Below are 20,736 nucleotides of genomic sequence, written 5' to 3'. Positions count from 1 at the left end.
AAATTTCAGATAATATTCTTTATAATGGAATTGGATGAGTAGACTGAAGAATTTGGTCTATGGGGTAATACATATTGCAGGAGGATCTAATGTCAAAGAAAATTCTCGTAGTGGATGATGAACAATCAATCGTTACCTTACTTCAGTACAACCTAGAACAAGCAGGCTATTCGGTGATCACGGCTTTGGATGGAGAAGAAGGCCTTCAGGCTGCTGTGGATGTACGTCCCGATTTGGTCGTATTGGATTTGATGCTGCCGAAAATGGATGGGCTTGAGGTATGTAAACAGCTCCGCCAGCAGAAAATCAATATACCGATCCTGATGCTGACAGCCAAGGACGATGAATTTGACAAAGTGCTGGGACTTGAACTTGGAGCTGATGATTACTTAACCAAGCCATTTAGTCCACGTGAGGTTGTGGCAAGAATTAAAGCCATACTAAGAAGGTCGCAGCTGCAATCCAATGGAAGTGAGGCAGGTCAGGATCAGGAAGATGGTCTCTTGGAGTTGGGGGAATTGAAAGTGTTTCCTGATCGATACGAAGCATTCTTTGATGAACAGCAATTGGAATTGACACCAAAGGAATTTGAATTACTATTATATTTGGCGAAGAATAAAGGAAGGGTATTAACGAGGGACCAGCTGCTCAGTGCAGTATGGAATTATGATTTTGCGGGGGATTCCCGGATCGTCGATGTGCATATTAGCCACCTTCGTGAAAAAATCGAGAAAGATACAAAAAAACCTTTATATATCAAAACGATCAGGGGCTTGGGCTATAAGCTTGAGGAGCCGAAAAAGGAATGACAACCTATCGTAAAAAGCTCCTGTTTACCCTCATCACGCTTGTGATGGTCGTCCTGATGGCCGTGGGCTTTTTATTGGGACATTTGTTCAAAAGCTATTATATTAAAACTTTTAATGAGCGTATACAGAATGAAACATTTTTCATATCTACATATATTCAAGAACATGGGGGGATCGACTCCTTTTTGGAAAAAGGGAAAACGGCAAAGCTGACGCCCCTCCTGGATTCGAACTTAACCATTCTCTCAACGAACGGGGAGATATTATACGATTCGACTTCATCCAATGAGATACTCAAGAACCACGCAAATGTCCTTCGTGAAATTACGTTGGAAAAAGGGCGTAAGCATGGGGAAGGGTATGAAGTGGTTGAAGGGGACTCGGACCTTCATTATTATTGGAAGACGATTGAAAAGGATGGCAAGATTGAAGGTTTTGTCGTACATAGCAACGAAATCGAAGCCATTCATCAGGTGAATAAGCAAATGTGGCAAATTTTGATCATTTGTTTAGGTGTGGCCTTGATCATCATTCTCATGCTTGCCAGTAAAATCACTTCTTATTATACCCGGCCGATCGAGGAAGCGACGATGGCAGCCATTGAATTGGCCAAAGGGAATTATGGGACTCGGACATTGGAACGGCATTCGGATGAAACGGGGATGCTGACGACGTCCTTGAACATATTGGCAAGGAACCTGCAAGAAACCGAGATAGCGAGGGAAATGAATCAGGATCGCTTGGAAACGCTTGTTGAAAATATCGGAAGCGGCGTCCTGCTTATAGACAGTAAGGGCTATACCACCGTAATCAACCGAGAATTCAAAAAAAGCTTCCGTGTGGATGCCGCTACGTTTTTGTTTCAGGAATATTATTCGGTCATTAAAGATCAGGAAGTCATCTCGATCATCGAAGAGATTTTCCGAACCGAAAAAACGATAAAACGCCAGGTGAAGATACCGCTTGCCATCGAGCGCAAGCACTTTGAAATATATGGGGCGCCTATCATCGGGAATCATGACGAATGGAAGGGGATCCTGCTCATTTTCCATGATATCACCGAATTGAAGCGGCTCGAGCAAATGCGCAAGGATTTCGTCGCCAACGTTTCCCATGAATTGAGGACTCCGATCACTTCCATCAAAGGCTTTTCGGAAACCTTATTGGATGGGGCCCTAAAAGACGAAAAAACCTTGAAGCACTTTTTATCGATCATCTTGAAAGAAAGCGACCGGCTGCAGGAACTCATTCAGGAGCTTTTGAATTTATCCAAGATGGAGCAGCAGGAATTCGTTCTGAAAGCAGGCGTCGTTGACATGACGAAAGTCCTTGGTGAAATACAGGAGATGCTTATAGGAAAGCTGAAGCAAAAAGAAGTAATGCTTCAGATCAATTCATCACAGAACCCGGTATTCGTTGAAGGGGAATCGGACAGGATCAAACAGGTGTTCATTAATTTGATAACGAATGCACTGACCTACACGCCAAATGGCGGAAGGGTATCCGTCAATGTCATTGAACATGAACAGACTGTGGACATCACCGTTCAAGATAATGGAATCGGAATCGACGAAAAGGAATTGCCGAGGATTTTTGAACGGTTTTACCGCATTGATAAGGCGAGGAGCCGTGATTCGGGCGGAACGGGAATTGGGCTGGCGATCGTCAAGCATATCATTGAAGTCCATAAAGGGAAAATCAAAGTGGAAAGCACACCTGGCGCGGGAACGACATTTACGGTTACGCTAAATAAAAGCTTAAAAGGAAAAATGTAATTCGCGGTAATTTACATAGCGTTTACAATTCCTTAAAATGGACTTCATAATGGCGGGGTACAATGATTGTACAACCCCTCATCCAAGGAGTTAAGCACGGACAGAGACAAAGCGTCTCTGTCTTTTATTTTGGGCATTTGCGACTGGAGTTATCTCACGGCAATTTAATTAGGCAAATATTTCATTTTCATGAAACTTTAGACCCTTCTTTGCGTAAATAAGATATAACGGCAAAGAAGGGGTGATACCTATCATTAGCTTAAAAAGGATCTATACGATCACAGGACTTGTTTTTCTTATTATAATTTTGGGGGTTGTTGCGATAACGACCTGGTACACGGTTGATGAGTCCGATCAAGCTGTCATCATGACGTTCGGTAAGGTGGAGGAGACGATCACGGAACCAGGTCTTCACGTTAAACTGCCTTGGCCGATCCAATCGGTTGAGAAGCTATCGAAAGAAACATTCAGCCTTAAGTTCGGATATAAGGAAGAGGACGGAGAAGTGAAGGACTACCCGAGTGAGACGAAAATGATTACGGGTGATGAAAACATCGTGCTGGCCGACCTGGTTGTTCAGTGGAAAATCACCGACCCTCCAAAATATCTATACAATGCAGATGATCCGGAAAAAATATTGTATGACACCACTTCCGCTGCATTAAGGAGCATCATCGGCAGCACGAAAATCGATGATGCACTCACTTCCGGGAAAGCGAAAATCGAAGCGGATGTACGGGAATTATTGACCCAGCTAATGGAGAAGTATGATGTTGGGATTTCCATTTCAGCAGTTAAGCTCCAGGATGTGGAGTTACCGAATGAAGAAGTGCGGAAAGCGTTTACGAATGTGACGGATGCCCGTGAAACGGCCAATACGAAAAGAAACGAAGCCGATAAATATGAAAATAAACGGATGAATGAAGCGGTAGGGGAAAAAGACGCCATCCTTTCGCAGGCCAATGGGGATAAAGCTGCCCGTACCGAGGCCGCTCGCGGGGATGTGGCGGTTTTTGAAAAACTATATAGTGAGTATAAAGGCAATAAGGGAATTACGAAGGACCGTCTTATTATTGAGACCCTAGAGGGAGTATTGCCGAATGCCGAGATTTATATCATGAATGATGATGGAAATACGATGAAATATTTACCGCTTCGTTCCCTTGAAAAAGAGGAAACGAAAAAAGCGCCGGCTCCTGAAGAGGATGCTGCCGATATGGAAGCGAAGAAGGAGAATCCATCGGAGGAAAAAGCGACAGCGGAAGGGGGCGCACAACGATGAGCGGGAAAATAATCGATTTCACTGAGCTGAAAAAAGGCGATTTTCATTGGAGGGGCTATTTCAGGATCGGCATCTTCCTCATTATCTTCATCGTCCTGCTGCTGATCGTCTTCACCAATGTCTATATCGTCAAAGAAGGGGAATATAAAGTCGTCCGTCAATTCGGTGAGGTTGTTAGGATCGATAAGACCCCGGGATTAAAGGCGAAAGTGCCATTCATCCAAAGTGTCATGACCTTGCCGAAGTACCAAATGAGTTCGGATGTATCCGAGGCGGAAATCAATACGAAAGATAAAAAACGGATGCTGATCGATAACTATGCAGTTTGGAGAATCGAAGACCCGAAGAAGCTGATTACAAATGCAAGGACGTTTGAAAATGCGGAAACGAAAATGGAGGAGTTCATCTATTCAGCCGTTCGTTCAGAGCTGGGCCAATTGAATTATGATGAAATCATCAATGATGAGAAGTCGTCCAGAGGAAGTTTAAATGACCGCATAACGGAAAAGGTCAACGAGCTGCTCCAAAATGACAATTATGGCATCAGCTTGACGGATGTCCGGATAAAAAGGACGGATTTGCCTGCTGAAAATGAAGCGTCCGTTTTCAAGAGAATGATTTCCGAACGTGAATCGAAAGCGCAAGAGTACCTTTCCAAAGGTGACGCGACGAAGAACCGGATCGTTGCGGATACGGATCGGAAGGTGAAGGAGTTGCTCTCGACTGCGGAGGCGAATGCCGAAGTGATCAGGGCAGAAGGAGAAGGGGAAGCAGCGAAAATCTATAATAAATCATTTTCCAAGGATCCGGAATTCTATAAACTATACCGGACTCTTGAATCCTACAAAAAGACGATTGGCGATCAAACGGTCATCGTTCTCCCCTCGGATTCCCCCTATGCAAGCTTGTTAATGGGAAATACAAAATAACCGCATAGCCGTCATTTTTCTTTCCGCTTCTACTCATGGTAGAATAGAGGGAGAAAATGAACGGCTTTTTTTGCGATATAAATAGAAGCTGAAAATACATAAACCTGTTGGTCTGGAGGTAGACGGATATGGATAAAAAATTAGTACTCATAGATGGAAACAGCATTGCTTACCGTGCATTTTTTGCGCTTCCGCTCCTGAATAATGATAAAGGGGTGCATACGAATTCCGTTTACGGATTCACGATGATGCTCAACCGCATACTCGCAGAGGAAAAACCAACGCACATACTGGTAGCCTTTGATGCGGGCAAGACGACATTCAGACATGCGACATTCAAGGAATATAAGGGCGGACGCCAAAAAACGCCCCCGGAATTGTCCGAGCAATTCCCCTTCATTCGCGAGCTGCTCGATTGTTTTCAAATAAAAAGGTATGAGCTGGAGAATTATGAGGCAGATGATATCATCGGTACACTGTCGTTACAAGCAGAAAAAGACGGCTTCGAGGTCAAGGTCATTTCCGGTGATAAGGATTTGACGCAACTATCCTCCCCTAGTACGACGGTTTCGATCACGAAAAAGGGAATTACTGAAATCGAGGAATATACACCAAAGCATATACACGAAAAATACGGACTATCCCCATTGCAGATCATAGATTTAAAGGGGCTGATGGGAGACGCTTCCGACAATATCCCCGGGATACCGGGCGTTGGCGAGAAAACCGCACTTAAGCTCTTGCATCAATTTGAAACGGTAGAAAACCTTCTTCAGTCGATTGAAGAGGTAAGCGGACAAAAATTGAAAGAGAAGATAGAAGAACATAAAGATCTGGCCCTTTTAAGCAAGGAGCTTGCCACGATAACGAGGGAAGCGCCGATTGAAGTTTCCCTGAACGAGACCGAGTACAGCGGGATCGATCAGGATCGGGTCATTTCATTTTATAAAGAGCTGGGCTTTTCGACCTTGCTCGATAAATTGGATGTTGCGGAAACTGTCCCGCTTGAGCAGGAAAAGATCGAGGTCAAGACGGCGGAAATGACGGAAGGCATGTATGCGGATGAAAGTGCTCTATATGTGGAAATTCTAGAGGATAATTATCATCGTGCCGACATCATCGGGATTGCCATCAGTAATGAGCTTGGTCATTTCTATTTCCATGGTGATAGTGCTTTGAACTCCGCGGCATTCAAATCCTGGGCCGAGGATGGAACGAAAAAGAAAACGGTTTTCGATGCGAAACGAACTGTCGTGGCACTCCGCCATCGGGGAGTCGAAATAAAGGGCATCGATTTTGATGTATTTTTGGCCTCTTACATCCTGGATCCTGCGGAGTCAGTGGATGAAGTGGCGGAAATCACGAAAACCCAAGGCGCGATCCGTCTTGAAACCGATGACGTGTTCTATGGAAAAGGCGCAAAACGCATGATTCCTGGTGAAGCTGAATTAAGCGAGCATATTGCCAGAAAATCGAAGGCGATCCTTTCTTTGAAAGGACCGATGATTGATAGGCTTCATGATTTTGAGCAATTTCATTTATTGACGGACCTTGAGCTGCCATTATCGATCATCCTGGCAAACATGGAATGGCAAGGCATAAAGGTGGATATTGGCCGTCTGAAAAATATGGGGCAGGAATTGGCTGGACGCTTAAGAACGATCGAAGCGAGGATTTTTGATTTGGCTGGCGAAGCTTTCAATATCAATTCACCTAAACAGCTTGGAGCCATCCTTTTTGAAAAATTGGAGCTCCCGGTCATGAAGAAAACGAAAACAGGCTACTCCACTTCCGCTGATGTGCTGGAAAAACTGGAGAGCAAGCATGATATCGTGAAGGAAATATTGCTGTACCGCCAGCTTGGGAAGCTTCAATCCACATATATCGAAGGCTTGCTTAAAGTGGTCAATGGCAAATCGGATAAGGTGCACACCCGTTTCAACCAAGCCTTGACCCAGACAGGCCGCTTAAGCTCGACAGATCCCAACCTGCAAAATATCCCGATCAGGCTGGAAGAAGGCAGGAAAATCAGGCAGGCCTTCATTCCTTCCGAGAAGGATTGGATCATTTTCGCGGCTGACTATTCGCAAATCGAATTACGCGTGCTGGCACACATCGCCAATGACAGCGGACTTGTGGAAGCATTCCAGGCTGGGATGGACATCCATACAAGAACGGCGATGGATGTCTTCCATGTATCGGCGGAGGAAGTCACATCGAACATGAGACGCCAAGCCAAAGCGGTCAACTTCGGAATTGTTTATGGAATAAGCGATTACGGGTTATCACAAAGCCTGGGCATTACGAGAAAAGAAGCTGGGGAGTTCATCGAGAAGTATTTAAGAAGCTTTCCAGGTGTACAGGAATATATGGAAGAAAGCATCCATGAAGCCCGCCAAAAAGGATATAGCACCACCCTCATGCAAAGAAGGCGCTATATACCGGAGATTACGAGCAGGAACTTCAACATCAGGAGCTTTGCGGAACGTACGGCGATGAACACGCCGATCCAGGGAAGTGCCGCGGATATCATCAAGCTTGCGATGATCAACATGAACAAGCGCCTGATCAAGGAGGGGCTCAAGACGAGGATGCTCTTACAGGTGCATGATGAATTGATTTTTGAAGCTCCGCCGGAGGAGCTCGAAATCCTGAAGGTGATCGTTCCAGAGGAAATGGAAAATGCCATCGGATTGAACGTGCCTCTTAAAGTGGATTATGCCTTCGGGCCAACATGGTTTGATGCCAAATAAGAAAAGATAGGTGATAGTAATGCCAGAACTTCCAGAAGTGGAAACAGTCAGAAGAACGTTAGAGCAGCTTGTCCTTGGAAAAGAAATCAAGGAAGTCTCCGTCTTCTGGCCAAAAATCATTAAAGCACCCGAGCCGATCGAACAGTTTCAGCATGCCTTAAAGGGACAGACGATTCATCAAATCGGCAGGCGGGGCAAATTCCTGATTTTCACCTTGGATGAATATTCGATGGTTTCGCATTTAAGGATGGAAGGCAAATACGGGGTGCATCAAAAGGAAGAACCTTATGATAAGCATACACATGTGATTTTCACGTTCACCGACGACAGTGAGCTTCGCTACCGCGATGTTCGTAAATTCGGCACGATGCACCTGTTTGCCAAAGGCGAGGAATTGGAGCGGTTGCCTTTGCTGCATTTGGGGCCTGAACCGTTATCCGAGGATTTCACCGTCGAGGGACTTCGGGCTAAATTGGCCAGGACGAACAGGAAAATCAAGCCTGTGCTCCTTGACCAAACGGTTGTCGTGGGAATCGGGAATATATATGTGGACGAGTCGTTATTCCGTTCCGGCATCCATCCGGAGAGGATAGCCTCCTCACTCTCCTTGGAAGAAATCGAAAAACTGCATGCTGAAATCATTGCCACACTTGGTGAAGCTGTCGAAAAGGGAGGAAGCACGATTCGTTCATATGTCAATTCCCAAGGGCAAATCGGCATGTTTCAGTTGGAATTGAATGTCTACGGGCGAAAGGGCGAGGACTGCAAAACATGCGGCACACCGCTTGAAAAGCTGGTTGTAGCAGGGCGCGGCACACATATTTGCCCACGATGCCAGCCGTTAATTTAGCTCATGCATTTCACACACATCGGATGGGCTCCTTCCATATACTAGGGTAGCAACGAGTAAGGAAGGAGTAATATTCCGATGTGGCTACAAATTATCTTTCTTGCATTTGCAGTTAGTATCGACGGTTTTGGTGTAGGCATGACATTTGGTATGCGGAAAATGAAAATCCCGCTTAAGTCAATAGCGGTCATCTCATTTTGTTCTGCTTTAAGTTTAGGCATAGCGATGGTCATCGGGCAATTCATCAGTCAGCTCATATCCATAGATGCGGCTGAAAAAACGGGGGGCATCATTCTCATTTTCCTTGGTGCCTGGATGGTATACCAATATTTCAAGCCTGATAAAGATCAGAAGGATGATAGATATCACGAAAAGATCATCTTCAATTTTGAAATTAAATCACTTGGGGTCGTCATCAATATTTTACAAAAACCCTTGAATGCCGATTTTGATAAATCAGGTACGATCACCGGTGTCGAAGCGCTCGTATTGGGGTTTGCGTTATCATTGGATGCATTCGGGGCTGGTGTCGGCGCGGCCATGATCGGGATTTCCCCCATCATCCTCGCCGCATGCATCGCCGTCATGAGTTCAATCTTCATATGGAGCGGGATTCAAAGCGGAAAATTACTTTCAAATAATAAAGTGGTTCAGCATTTGACCTTTCTTCCGGGTGTGCTCTTGATATTAATCGGATTATTCAAGTTATGAAATAGGATGTGAGAGGGGGAGCTTATGGGACAAATCATCGGAATCACCGGGGGCATCGCCAGCGGGAAAAGCAGTGTCAGCCTCTACTTACAGGAGCTCGGTTTCACGATCATAGATGCAGATCTGGCTTCCCGTGCTGTCGTTGAGCCTGGTGAAGAAGCCTTTCATCAAGTGGTTCGTGCATTTGGTGAAGATATTTTATTAGCGGATGGGACCATCGATCGTGCCAAGTTAGGATCGATAATCTTTCATGATCAGGAAAAAAGACTGCTGTTGAATAGCATCGTGCATCCAGCGGTAAGGAAGTGGATGCGCCTCAAAACGGAAGAGGCGCTTGCTGCAGGCAAAGAAACGGTATTCATGGACATTCCGCTATTATTCGAGAGTAAGCTGACCTACATGGTCGAAAAAACGCTTTTGATCTATGCGGATGAACGGGTTCAATTGGAGCGCTTGATGAACAGGAACGGTCTATCGGAGGCGGAGGCCCTGGCCCGAATCCATTCACAGATGCCTTTAGCTGATAAGAAAGCTCTAGCGGATGCGATCATTGATAATAATGGAGAACTGAGGGAAACGAAGAAGCAAGTCAGGGCCATACTCAACGAGTGGCACGTCATATAGTTGTCATTAAAGGAAGGAACCAGTAGGTTTCTTCCTTTTGTGTTGAAAAAACAGGATTAATCCGCATTTTTATTAGCACAATTAATCTTAATTATGTTATACTAATTACATAAGAGGGGTAATAAGTATAACATTAATATTTTTCAGGAGGGTCCGAACAATGAATTCAAGAATAGCGATTAACGGATTTGGGAGAATCGGGAGAATGGTTTTCCGAAAGGCCATATTAGATGAGAGTTTGGACATTATTGCAATCAATGCAAGCTATCCTGCTGAAACGTTAGCCCATTTACTAAAGTATGATACGATACATGGTAAATTCGACGGAATCATTGTAGCGGAGGATGATTCACTTGTTGTGAATGGCCGCCGGGTACAACTTATCAATAACCGCGATCCAAAGCAATTGCCTTGGAAAGAGATGAACATAGATATCGTAATCGAAGCTACAGGCAAATTCAATGAACGTTCCAAAGCGGCTCTTCATTTGGAGGCAGGGGCAAAACGGGTGATCTTATCTGCACCGGGGAAAAATGAAGACGTTACCATTGTCATGGGCGTCAATGAGGAAGTGCTCGAAATCGACAAGCATTTTATCATATCCAATGCATCCTGTACGACTAATTGTCTTGGGCCTGTTGCAAAAGTGCTTGATGAGAAATTCGGCATAAATAACGGTTTGATGACGACGATCCATTCTTATACAAATGATCAAAATAATATCGATAACCCGCATAAAGACTTAAGACGCGCCCGTGCCGCTGCGGAAAGCATCATTCCTACGACGACAGGAGCTGCAAAAGCCATCTCCCTCGTGCTGCCTCAATTAAAAGGCAAGCTTCACGGAATGGCCATCCGCGTACCTACACCTAACGTGTCCTTGGTCGACCTTGTTGTGGACTTAAACCAAGATGTCACCATCGATGACGTGAACCAAGCATTCATCGATGCCTCGGAAAATGAACTGAAAGGGATTTTGGAGTTCACGACGGAACCACTGGTTTCCTGTGACTTCAAAACCAATCCGCATTCCGCCATCATCGATGGGCTGACAACGATGATGATCGGCGATAGGAAAGTGAAGGTCCTAGCTTGGTATGACAATGAATGGGGTTACTCCAACCGCGTAGTCGACCTGGTGAAATTGGTGGCATCCGAATTGAAAAAAACAGCGGAAGTTGAATTATCCGTAAAATGATCCTGCTCGGATATTATCGTGTACCTTTTGTGAAGGACCTATAAAATGGGCTAAGCAACTTGAAGGAGGTGCTGTCTGCAATTTGCAGGCGGCATCTTTTTTTAGGTTCCGCTGTCTTTCGATCATGGATGGAACGATCGAGGTACAGTTACTCCCGAGTTTATTCCTTGCATTGAATTTGAACCGGAGTTTTCATCTAGAGTGGGAGGGGGAGCGATACTCCTGCGGCTACATAGTCAAGGGGAGATGCCGAAAGCGTAAACGCCGAAGATAGGGAGCGCCTGCGGTGTAATGGGACGTTCTTAAGCGATAGGTAATAGAGGTTTTACTTAACGTTACGGTCCCCATTAGTACTCTCCATGATCGACTTTTTTTGCCCTTTTTTCTCAACAGTTTCATGGATTTCCTAGCAGCTATGAGCAACAGCAATAAACGGGAGTGAAGGCAATCTGGCTTTCTTGAACTTCGATTTGGCCATTCGGAAAAGCAGTTTATCTTTCCAAAACTTCAAATTTGCAGTTGCAAAAAAAATTCAAACCATATATACTATGAATCGTGAACTTCTTCAAATGCGGTTTGCATGATGGCTACTTAAAGGGTTAGGACCTCTTTGGACTAACTTTCCCCCGTGGTAGTTATCAGAACTAATTTTAACTATTGTAAGGGGGAAGCTTAATATGGAAACAGCTTACACTATGGAAACAATGGGTAGACATGTCATTTCTGAACTTTGGGGTTGTGACTTTGAAAAACTGAACAATATCGATTTGATTGAAAAGATTTTTGTTGATGCTGCTTTGAAATCAGGTGCAGAGGTACGTGAAGTTGCCTTTCACAAGTTTGCTCCACAAGGAGTCAGCGGGGTTGTCATCATTTCTGAATCACATTTGACGATTCACAGTTTTCCAGAACACGGCTATGCGAGCATCGATGTCTATACATGCGGTAACTTGGATCCGAATATTGCAGCAGATTATATTGCAGAAGCTTTAAATGCGCAAACACGTGAAAATATCGAATTACCACGTGGATTAGGTCCGGTACAAATTAAAAAAACCAATATAAGTGCCCTATAAAAAACACGTATACACAGAGATGCCATGGGTGCATCTCTTTTTTAATTGCCATGATCCAGCCGTTTCTGACGGTGTGAAAAATAAAGGCAAGAAGTGGCTGCAGCCTTCAAGTTACACTTTTTACTTGTACTGGCCGTTCCTTTTAATATAAGATTGAGCTAGAAGATAATTTTACTTGGGGAACATTTAGATAGGGGAGTCCTACATAAAATACGGAGCTGATAATGATGAAATGCCCATCATGTCAATATAACGGAACAAGAGTGCTCGATTCCAGGCCTGTCGATGAAAGCAAATCGATTCGACGTCGCCGTGAATGCGAGGCATGCGGTTTTCGATTCACGACATTTGAAAAGGTGGAGGAAACACCGCTTATTGTAGTCAAAAAGGGCGGGACACGGGAAGAGTTCAGTCGTGATAAAATCCTGCGTGGCTTGATCAGGGCTTGCGAAAAACGGCCGGTTCCCTTGAAAGAGCTAGAGCAAATTACCAGTTATGTAGAGAAGGAACTACGCAACCAGGGCATATCGGAAGTGAAGAGCGACAATGTCGGCGAAATGGTGATGGACAAGCTGGCTGAAGTCGATGAGGTTGCCTATGTAAGGTTCGCATCCGTCTATCGGCAATTTAAAGATATCAATGTCTTTATCGATGAACTGAAGGATTTGATTAATAAAGAAAGAAAGCAGAGCTGAAGATTCACTTTGGCTCTTTTTTCACTACATCTTTTGAAAGGTTTGAATGGAGATGTCAATGCATTGGCAAGAATTGCTCCCAGCGGATTCATACTTGGTCTCATCTGCGGGGCTGCTTCATGATTATGATCGGAAAATACTGACCCGACTATATCAACCTCTTATTGGACCTATTTGCATTAGCCTATACATGACGCTGTGGAGTGAGCTGGAGGAAAACAGGCTATGGGCGGAAACCTCCTCTCATTATCAATTGATGAATACCACCGGACTGAAGTTAGGTGACATTTACGAAGCGCGTTTATTACTTGAGGGAATCGGTTTGCTGAATGTATATAAGCAAACGAAAAACGATTCGAAGGAATTCATCTATGAATTGAACCCGCCGCTGTCCCCGCAGCAGTTTTTCACGGACGGGATGCTGAATATCTACCTATACAAAAAAATCGGCAAAGCGCAATTCAATCGGTTAAAGCGATTCTTTTGTGATGATCAGATCCTGACAGATCAATATGACAGGGTGACAAAGTCTTTTGCGGAGGTCTTCTCATCGGATCATTTGGACTCTTTATATGTAACGGATGAAGCGAAAAATGAATGGAAACCGATGCCCGAACAGCGTTTCATCGACCGGGCGGAGGGGGTCGAGCCTTCGGGGTTCGATAGCCTATTTGATTTTGAGCTGTTATTTGCCGGGATGAAATCCTCGATCGTGCCCAAAAAGGCCTTTACGCCGAAAATTAAAAGCACGATTGCCAAACTTGCTTTTTTATATGGCATCGATCCGCTCGAAATGCAAAAACTAGTGATGGATGCCGTTTCATTGGATGATGAGATCGATGAGGAGAGTCTCCGAAAAGCGGCAAGGGATTGGTATCAAATCGAACGGCAGGCTGATATGCCATCCCTTGTCAATCGGGTGCAGCCGGTTCGTGAACGGACGCAAAAAGCGGAACCGAAAACGCAGGAACAAGAGCTGATCCGCCATTTGGAAACCATTTCACCACGCGAGCGCCTTATGCAATTGTCCGGCGGTGCGGAACCATCAAGCGGGGATTTGAAGGTGGTGGAAGGCGTGATGATCAATCAAAAGCTCAATCCGGGTGTCGTCAATGTCCTGATTGAATATGTCATGCTCAAAACGGATATGAAATTCACGAAGGGCTATGTGGAAAAGCTGGCTGGCCATTGGGCGCGGCTGAAGGTTTCCACCGTCATCGAGGCGATGGAGTTAGCCAAAAATGAACATCGGAAATATCAGGACTGGGCGCAAGGCAGCAGGAATGCGGCCAAAGGCGGACGGAAAAAGACGATTCGGGAAGAAGTGGTTCCGGAATGGCTGGAGAAAAAGGAAGAAGCTGTGCAGGAGCAGAAAGCCGATCAGCCTGAATTGGATGCCCAAAAACGTGATCTTCAGGAGAAATGGAAACAGTGGAAAGCAGGAGGTGAAATGAACGATGGAAAAGATTAATAGATCCCTTAACAAATTGGCGAATACGAACCAATTTCAACAGCGGTACGAAAAGCTGAAACAGGAGATTTTTGAAGACGAGCAGGTGCGATTATTCTTGAATGCCCACAGTTCGACTGTCACGGAGGAAATGATTGATAAAAACCTGGGAAAGCTTTATGAATTCACTTCACAAAGCAATAAGTGCGACAAATGTCCAAGCTTGGATGGATGCATCAATATGATGCATGGGTATTATCCGAAATTGGTCGTTCAAGGGAAGGCATTGAATCTGCATTATGAAGTCTGCCCGCGGAAGCTCGCGGAGGATGAAAAGCGGAAAAGGGAGAAGTTGATTCGCAGCCTATACGTGCCGAAGGATATTTTAAGGGCATCGATCGAGGATTTTACCCAAACGGATGATGACAACAAACGCTTGGATGTTTTAAGTAAAGCGATGTCGTTCATTATGGAGTATGAACCGGGAAAAAGGCAAAAGGGCTTATATATATATGGGAAGTTCGGCGTTGGCAAAACGTACTTGTTAGGTGCGATTGCCAATGAGCTTGCGGAAAGGCAAATTGCCTCCCTTATTGTTTATGTACCCGATTATTTAAGGGAACTTAAGGGGTCGATCGGTGATAATACGGTCAATGAGAAAATTGAGATGGTTAAAACGGCACCGGTCCTCATGCTGGATGATATTGGGGCCGAGTCGATGACGAGCTGGGGGCGCGATGAAGTCTTCGGCCCGATCTTGCAATTCAGGATGCTGGAAAACCTGCCCACGTTTTTCACTTCGAATTTTGATATGAATGGCCTGGAGAATCACCTGACCTTTTCACAGCGCGGTGAGAAGGAGGAAGTGAAGGCGGCCCGGGTCTTGGAAAGAATTCAATATTTAGCGGAGCCTGTAAGACTTGATGGAGTGAACCGCAGAAGATAAAGGAAAGTGATCTCTGATTAGAGGTCACTTTTTTCTTTAATACAGCCCCCATCCACTTCTAAACCTGTCCCCGCCTCCATATACTTGAAAAAAGGAGCAAGGGGGAAGGGGGGATGTCGTAGTGCAAATTTCGTTTCAAAATGATTCAGAGGCATTGAAATTGCTGGATTTCGTTTCTGTCCATCCATTAGGGGCAGAATTTCGACCATACATTCGATTTCTTCCGCAGCAAGGCATGCATGTGGACATGACAGAGTCTTCAGGTGAAAAGTGGCTGATCCTGCTTCGTGACTCATTCCATTCATTTTTATTGGAAGAAAAGACGCTATCCGTACTTGAGCAAATCATCGTCGGGAAGTTTTTCTATAGGGAGCGGGAAGAAATCGAAGCAATCATTGAAATTGCCTCATCCATCATTGAAGGGGAAAGGTCCGCGAAGGGGGATGCGGCATTCAGAACGGAGAAACGCTCGATCGAGCAGGGACTGCAAAGCATTTTGGAGGGGAGGGTATCTTTTTCATTCGATTCCTTCACGACCTTCCGATTGAAGTCATTCCAGCACACGTTGGAGAAGTATGTAGTCAAGGCGATTGATGAATATAAATTGGAACAGGACTATCAAAATTTCATCGCTACGCTCCGTGATTGCCTTTTTGGCCAAGAGCCGAAATTAACAAAGCTTCACCTCGTCAACCGTGATGGTTTTCATTTCTATGATCAAGGATTCACCAAGCTCGACCGCCCGAAAATCAATAGTTTAATCGATAGGAGACTGCTTGCCAAAAGTTCACTTTTTCTCGACACGGTGATACTGGCCCCGCTGTTATCGATCGCACCCGTTAACTTATACATCTATACGGATGACAAGGAAGAGGGGCTGATTCAAACGATCTCAAGGATTTTTGAAGAGCGGGCGACCGTTCTGCCACTTTCGTCATTTTCCCGTGCAAATGAATAACTTTCTTCGGAAAGAGAAAATTAACCTTGATTTTCCCCGTATAACAACTTATAATTTCCTACATACTATTAAAAAACAAAAGTTATGATGAGGACAAGGGTATTCTGATATTCGATTTGCAGAGAGGGAAGCCATCAGGCTGAAAGCTTCCTATTCGCATGGAACACTTACCACCTTTAAACTTCGGCTCGGAAAGCAGGCATTCTTGCGAATATGAGCTGACGGGAAGCTGCCGTTACCAAGTTACAAGTGCCGTTTTGCCTTGAAAAGCAAAATGGAACGAGGGTGGAACCGCGGGTTAATGATTACTATTACTAAGCTCGTCCCTGTATTTATACAGGGGCGGGCTTTTTGTGTTGGATTGGAATCAGCCGCCTGCAAGGAATTTGTCTGAACAATTAGAGGGAGTGAAACTGAATGTCTGAATTATTGAAAATATCTTTTCCTGACGGAGCGGTTAAGGAGTTTGCCAAAGGCACAACAACTGAAGAAATCGCGCAATCGATCAGTCCTGGCTTAAGGAAAAAATCCATTGCCGGAAAATTCAATGGGGAATTATATGACTTGAAACGTCCGCTTTTAGAGGACGGGACGATTGAAATCGTCACACAGGACGCACAGGATGCACTTGAAGTGCTGCGTCACAGTACAGCTCATTTAATGGCCCAAGCCATCAAGCGCTTGTACAAACATGCTAAATTCGGTGTGGGACCAGTCATCGAGGGCGGTTTTTACTATGATATCGATTTAGAGGAATCATTGACTCCCGAAGATCTTCCATTGATTGAAAAAGAAATGAAGAAAATCGTTAATGAGAACTTGGAAATCTCCCGTATCGAGGTCAGTCGTGATGAAGCCATTTCCCGTTTTAAAGAAATTGGCGATGAGTATAAATTGGAGCTGATCGATGCGATTCCTGCCGATCAGCAAGTAACGCTCTATGAGCAAGGGGAATTCTTTGACCTTTGCCGCGGAATTCACGTTCCATCAACTGGGAAGATCAAGGAATTCAAGCTTTTGAGCATCGCTGGTGCTTATTGGAGAGGCGATAGCAAAAACAAAATGCTTCAGCGTATATACGGAACGGCGTTCTATAAGAAAGAAGAATTGGCCGAGCATCTGCGCTTCCTCGAAGAAGCCAAGGAACGGGATCACCGGAAAATCGGCAAGGAACTGGACTTGTTCATGAGCTCACAAAAAGTCGGGCAAGGGCTGCCGATGTGGCTGCCGAAAGGCGCGACCATTCGCCGGACGATCGAAAGGTATATCGTCGATAAGGAAGAACGTCTGGGATATGACCATGTCTACACACCTGTAATGGGAAGCGTGGACCTATATAAAACATCCGGACACTGGGATCATTACCAGGACGGCATGTTCCCGGTCATGGAGATGGAAAACGAACAGCTCGTTTTACGTCCGATGAACTGCCCGCATCACATGATGGTATATAAAAACAGTATCCACAGTTACCGCGAACTGCCAATCCGGATCGCCGAGCTTGGCTTGATGCACCGCTATGAAATGTCAGGTGCGCTTTCCGGCCTTCAGCGTGTACGCGGGATGACATTGAATGATGCGCACATATTCGTCCGTCCCGATCAAATCAAAGAAGAGTTCAAGCGTGTTGTCAACCTTGTCCTCGAGGTATATAAAGATTTCGATATCAAGGATTATTCATTCCGTTTGTCTTATCGCGATCCGCAAGATACAGAAAAATATTTTGATGATGATGCGATGTGGGAAAAAGCGCAGGGCATGTTAAAAGATGCCATGGACGAGCTTGGATTGGATTATTTCGAAGCGGAAGGTGAAGCGGCATTCTACGGTCCTAAGCTTGATGTTCAAGTGCGTACAGCCTTAGGAAAGGACGAAACGCTTTCCACTGTTCAGCTTGATTTCTTGCTTCCTGAGCGTTTTGATCTTAACTATGTCGGGGAAGATGGCAAGCAGCACCGTCCGGTCGTCATCCACCGCGGTGTCGTTTCGACAATGGAACGCTTCGTCGCATACTTGATCGAAGAATATAAGGGAGCATTCCCGACTTGGCTGGCGCCTATCCAGGCACAAGTGATTCCGGTCTCTCCTGAAGTGCATTTGGATTATGCGAAAGATGTGCAGGAAAAACTTAAAGCGCAAGGCATTCGGGTTGATCTGGATACACGTGACGAGAAAATCGGTTACAAGATCCGTGAAGCGCAAATGCAAAAAATCCCTTACATGCTGGTTGTTGGCGACAATGAGGCCAAAGAAGGCAGTGTGAATGTGCGCAAATACGGTGAACAAAAATCGGAAACGATCGCTTTTGAAGATTTCGTTGCAGCGATTAAAGCGGAAGTAAGCCGCTAATGGCAAAAGAGGGGCACATAAGTTGTGTCCCTCTTTTCATTCAGTCATGATAAAAGGAGACCACCACAACATTGAAAAGGAGGGTCAGAATGAAGAAGAAATTCTCATATCTATTCGGGCCAACATTTCTTGCCATCATCATTTTATTGGTGTTGGACGATTACCGCCAGTATGCGATCGTCCCGGTCCTGCTTTTTTGGATCATCCTCTTTTCTTGGGACTCGATCGAGAAAAAGAAGAAAGCAAAAGAAAACTCGTAACATTTGACTAACTCGTTATCAAGCAAAGGGGGAGCGGCGGCAAATGGAAATCAGAAAGGCTTCGCGGAAAGATGCGGAGGAGTTGGCAGCTTTGTTCAATCATGTTGAAGATTCAGGGTTTATGCTGTTCAACCCCGGTGAAAGAAAAGCGACGAACATCCAAATGGAAAAACAAATCGAGCAAATCGAAAAAAATCCCCATTCCGTATTCCTTGTTGCTGCAAGCGGCCATGATTTGCATGGTTATTTACTGTTAGTCGGGAACGGGCTCGAAAGAACGAGGCATTCAGCCAAGATCGTCAACGGCATTAAGGAAGGTGAGCGGGGGAAAGGCATCGGGTCGAGTCTATTCCAGGAAATGGAGGAGTTTGCCCGCCTAAACGGAATCCGGCGCCTTGAATTGTCCGTCATCGCAAATAATGTTCATGCCCTCTCGCTGTATGCTAAGATGGAGTTTGAACAAGAAGGCGTAAAGCGTGAATCGCTGTTTTTTGATGGAAAGTATCATGATGAATATGTTTTGTCCAAATTACTTTGAAAAAACGTATTGTCAAATAACAGAATGTCTGATAATATTAATTTTGTTGTGAAAAACGAATAAAATTAGCATTTGACAAGTCATCAGTGTTTATGATATATTTCTAAAGTGAATTGAATACGTGTTTGAGGAAAAGAAGAAGCACCCGCTTCTCACCTGGTTGACGCAAGCAATGCAGTTAACAGGTCATGATTTGATTATTTGGATCTTTCTGAATGAGTCTATCAGTGTGGGTGCAGCATGCATCCACACTTTTTTATTATGATTATATCCTGTAAGCGAGTTGTGAGCGTGACCGAATTGATTCAAATATTCGTATTCGCCAATATCTTTGGAGGTGGCTAACTATTAGTAAAGACGCGATGGTAAACGAGGGCATCCGAGCCCGTGAAGTTCGTCTTATTGACCAAAACGGAGAACAACTTGGAATTAAAACGAAATTCGAAGCATTGGAAATTGCCGCTCGTGTAAATCTTGATCTAGTTTTAGTTGCTGCAAATGCAAAGCCTCCGGTAGCCCGGATTATGGACTACGGAAAACACCGCTTCGAGCAGCAAAAGAAAGACAAGGAAGCACGTAAGAATCAAAAGGTCATCAGTCTGAAAGAGGTTCGCTTGAGCCCGACGATTGAAGAGCATGATTTCAATACGAAGCTTCGCAACGGTATTAAATTCCTTGAAAAAGGCGATAAAGTAAAAGCTTCTATCCGATTCAAAGGACGTGCCATTACGCATAAGGAAATTGGTCAACGTGTACTCGTTCGTTTTTCTGAAGCATGTAAAGAAGTGGCTACAATCGAGCAACATCCAAAAATGGATGGACGCAGCATGTTCATCATCTTAGCACCAAAAGCTGAAAAGTAATTGTAAAGTAATTTGTAATGAGGAGGAATACCTTATGCCTAAAATGAAAACTCACCGCGGGTCTGCTAAACGTTTCAAAAAGACTGGATCCGGCAAACTTAAGCGTTCTAACGCTTACACAAGCCATTTATTTGCTAACAAATCTACTAAGCAAAAGCGTAAGCTTCGCAAAGCTAGCCTTGTAAGCAAAGGTGACTTCAAACGTATTCGTCATATGTTAGACAACATTAAATAAGTTCGATTTATCGAGTTAAATAGGAGGGAAATAACATGCCACGTGTAAAAGGCGGTACTGTTACTCGCAAACGTCGTAAAAAGGTAATAAAATTAGCTAAAGGTTACTATGGCGCGAAACATATTCTTTTCAAAGTAGCTAACCAACAAGTAATGAAGTCAGGAAACTATGCTTTCCGTGACCGTCGTCAAAAGAAACGTGATTTCCGCAAACTTTGGATCACTCGTATCAACGCAGCTGCACGCATCAACGGTCTTTCTTACAGCCGTTTAATGCATGGTCTAAAGCTTGCTGGTATCGAAGTGAACCGCAAAATGCTTGCTGATCTTGCTGTTGCTGACGAACAAGCTTTTGCTCAATTAGCAACTGCTGCTAAACAACAATTAGACAAATAAGTCTGACTGATATCAGCCACTCTCTATTCTAGAGGGTGGC

20 protein-coding genes and 1 other annotated feature are annotated in these 20,736 nt (G+C 44.7%); all 20 genes read left to right on the top strand.

What is annotated here, in order from left to right:
• Nucleotides 1-89: 89 nt before the first annotated feature.
• The 20 genes from MHI53_RS17545 (at nt 90) to rplT (ending at nt 20,696) form a co-directional block, all read left to right on the top strand.
• A complete protein-coding gene (locus MHI53_RS17545; protein WP_061142214.1) occupies nt 90-809 on the top strand; it encodes a response regulator transcription factor in 720 nt (239 codons plus the stop codon).
• The gene (locus MHI53_RS17540; RefSeq protein ID WP_061142213.1) at nt 806-2,584 is read left to right on the top strand and encodes an ATP-binding protein; all 1,779 of its coding nucleotides are present in this window, start codon (nt 806-808) and stop codon (nt 2,582-2,584) included. Before MHI53_RS17545 ends, MHI53_RS17540 begins: the two co-directional genes overlap by 4 nt.
• A gap of 250 nt (nt 2,585-2,834) precedes the next feature.
• Entirely contained in the window at nt 2,835-3,866 is a 1,032-nt protein-coding gene (hflK, locus tag MHI53_RS17535) for an FtsH protease activity modulator HflK (protein ID WP_061142320.1), read from the top strand.
• Nucleotides 3,863-4,795: a protease modulator HflC gene (locus MHI53_RS17530; RefSeq protein ID WP_061142212.1), complete on the top strand. Its 933-nt coding sequence runs from the start codon at nt 3,863-3,865 to the stop codon at nt 4,793-4,795. The genes hflK and MHI53_RS17530 overlap by 4 nt, the downstream gene beginning before the upstream one ends.
• 128 nt (nt 4,796-4,923) lie before the next feature.
• Nucleotides 4,924-7,548, top strand: coding sequence for a DNA polymerase I (gene polA, locus MHI53_RS17525; protein ID WP_340371832.1), 2,625 nt, complete (start codon nt 4,924-4,926; stop codon nt 7,546-7,548).
• A gap of 19 nt (nt 7,549-7,567) precedes the next feature.
• Entirely contained in the window at nt 7,568-8,398 is an 831-nt protein-coding gene (mutM, locus tag MHI53_RS17520) for a DNA-formamidopyrimidine glycosylase (RefSeq protein ID WP_061142210.1), read from the top strand.
• A 78-nt stretch (nt 8,399-8,476) separates the two neighbouring features.
• Complete coding sequence (gene ytaF, locus MHI53_RS17515) at nt 8,477-9,109, top strand: sporulation membrane protein YtaF (RefSeq protein WP_061142209.1); 633 nt, start codon at nt 8,477-8,479, stop codon at nt 9,107-9,109.
• A 24-nt stretch (nt 9,110-9,133) separates the two neighbouring features.
• Nucleotides 9,134-9,733 (top strand): dephospho-CoA kinase, encoded by a 600-nt coding sequence (gene coaE / locus MHI53_RS17510; protein WP_061142208.1) that lies wholly within the window; start codon nt 9,134-9,136, stop codon nt 9,731-9,733.
• A gap of 160 nt (nt 9,734-9,893) precedes the next feature.
• On the top strand, nt 9,894-10,931 hold the full coding sequence (locus MHI53_RS17505; protein ID WP_061142207.1) for a glyceraldehyde-3-phosphate dehydrogenase: 1,038 nt from the start codon (nt 9,894-9,896) through the stop codon (nt 10,929-10,931).
• A 695-nt stretch (nt 10,932-11,626) separates the two neighbouring features.
• Complete coding sequence (speD, locus tag MHI53_RS17500) at nt 11,627-12,007, top strand: adenosylmethionine decarboxylase (RefSeq protein WP_340373700.1); 381 nt, start codon at nt 11,627-11,629, stop codon at nt 12,005-12,007.
• 227 nt (nt 12,008-12,234) lie between these two features.
• Nucleotides 12,235-12,702, top strand: coding sequence for a transcriptional regulator NrdR (gene nrdR, locus MHI53_RS17495; RefSeq protein WP_061142318.1), 468 nt, complete (start codon nt 12,235-12,237; stop codon nt 12,700-12,702).
• 58 nt (nt 12,703-12,760) lie between these two features.
• Nucleotides 12,761-14,173: a replication initiation and membrane attachment family protein gene (locus tag MHI53_RS17490; protein WP_340371831.1), complete on the top strand. Its 1,413-nt coding sequence runs from the start codon at nt 12,761-12,763 to the stop codon at nt 14,171-14,173.
• Complete coding sequence (gene dnaI / locus MHI53_RS17485; protein WP_061142204.1) at nt 14,160-15,098, top strand: primosomal protein DnaI; 939 nt, start codon at nt 14,160-14,162, stop codon at nt 15,096-15,098. Before MHI53_RS17490 ends, dnaI begins: the two co-directional genes overlap by 14 nt.
• Before the next feature lie 121 nt (nt 15,099-15,219).
• Nucleotides 15,220-16,056, top strand: a complete 837-nt coding sequence (gene ytxC / locus MHI53_RS17480) for a sporulation protein YtxC (protein ID WP_340371830.1) — start codon at nt 15,220-15,222, stop codon at nt 16,054-16,056.
• Between the two features lie 417 nt (nt 16,057-16,473).
• Nucleotides 16,474-18,405: a threonine--tRNA ligase gene (gene thrS / locus MHI53_RS17475; RefSeq protein WP_340371829.1), complete on the top strand. Its 1,932-nt coding sequence runs from the start codon at nt 16,474-16,476 to the stop codon at nt 18,403-18,405.
• A gap of 89 nt (nt 18,406-18,494) precedes the next feature.
• Nucleotides 18,495-18,665 (top strand): hypothetical protein, encoded by a 171-nt coding sequence (locus MHI53_RS17470; RefSeq protein ID WP_155645463.1) that lies wholly within the window; start codon nt 18,495-18,497, stop codon nt 18,663-18,665.
• 43 nt (nt 18,666-18,708) lie between these two features.
• Nucleotides 18,709-19,203, top strand: a complete 495-nt coding sequence (locus MHI53_RS17465) for a GNAT family N-acetyltransferase (protein WP_340371828.1) — start codon at nt 18,709-18,711, stop codon at nt 19,201-19,203.
• A 127-nt stretch (nt 19,204-19,330) separates the two neighbouring features.
• Nucleotides 19,331-19,467, top strand: a sequence feature (ribosomal protein L20 leader region).
• 98 nt (nt 19,468-19,565) lie between these two features.
• A complete protein-coding gene (gene infC, locus MHI53_RS17460) occupies nt 19,566-20,066 on the top strand; it encodes a translation initiation factor IF-3 (RefSeq protein ID WP_057911473.1) in 501 nt (166 codons plus the stop codon).
• Nucleotides 20,067-20,100: 34 nt separating this feature from the next.
• The gene (gene rpmI / locus MHI53_RS17455; protein ID WP_034309070.1) at nt 20,101-20,301 is read left to right on the top strand and encodes a 50S ribosomal protein L35; all 201 of its coding nucleotides are present in this window, start codon (nt 20,101-20,103) and stop codon (nt 20,299-20,301) included.
• Between the two features lie 35 nt (nt 20,302-20,336).
• On the top strand, nt 20,337-20,696 hold the full coding sequence (rplT, locus tag MHI53_RS17450; RefSeq protein WP_034309067.1) for a 50S ribosomal protein L20: 360 nt from the start codon (nt 20,337-20,339) through the stop codon (nt 20,694-20,696).
• Nucleotides 20,697-20,736: the final 40 nt, after the last annotated feature.

Source organism: Peribacillus sp. FSL E2-0218, from assembly GCF_037992945.1.
GTDB classification, from domain to species: domain Bacteria; phylum Bacillota; class Bacilli; order Bacillales; family DSM-1321; genus Peribacillus; species Peribacillus simplex_B.
The sequence above is the reverse complement of the archived record's forward strand: the minus strand, read 5'-3'. Positions and strand labels throughout refer to the sequence as shown.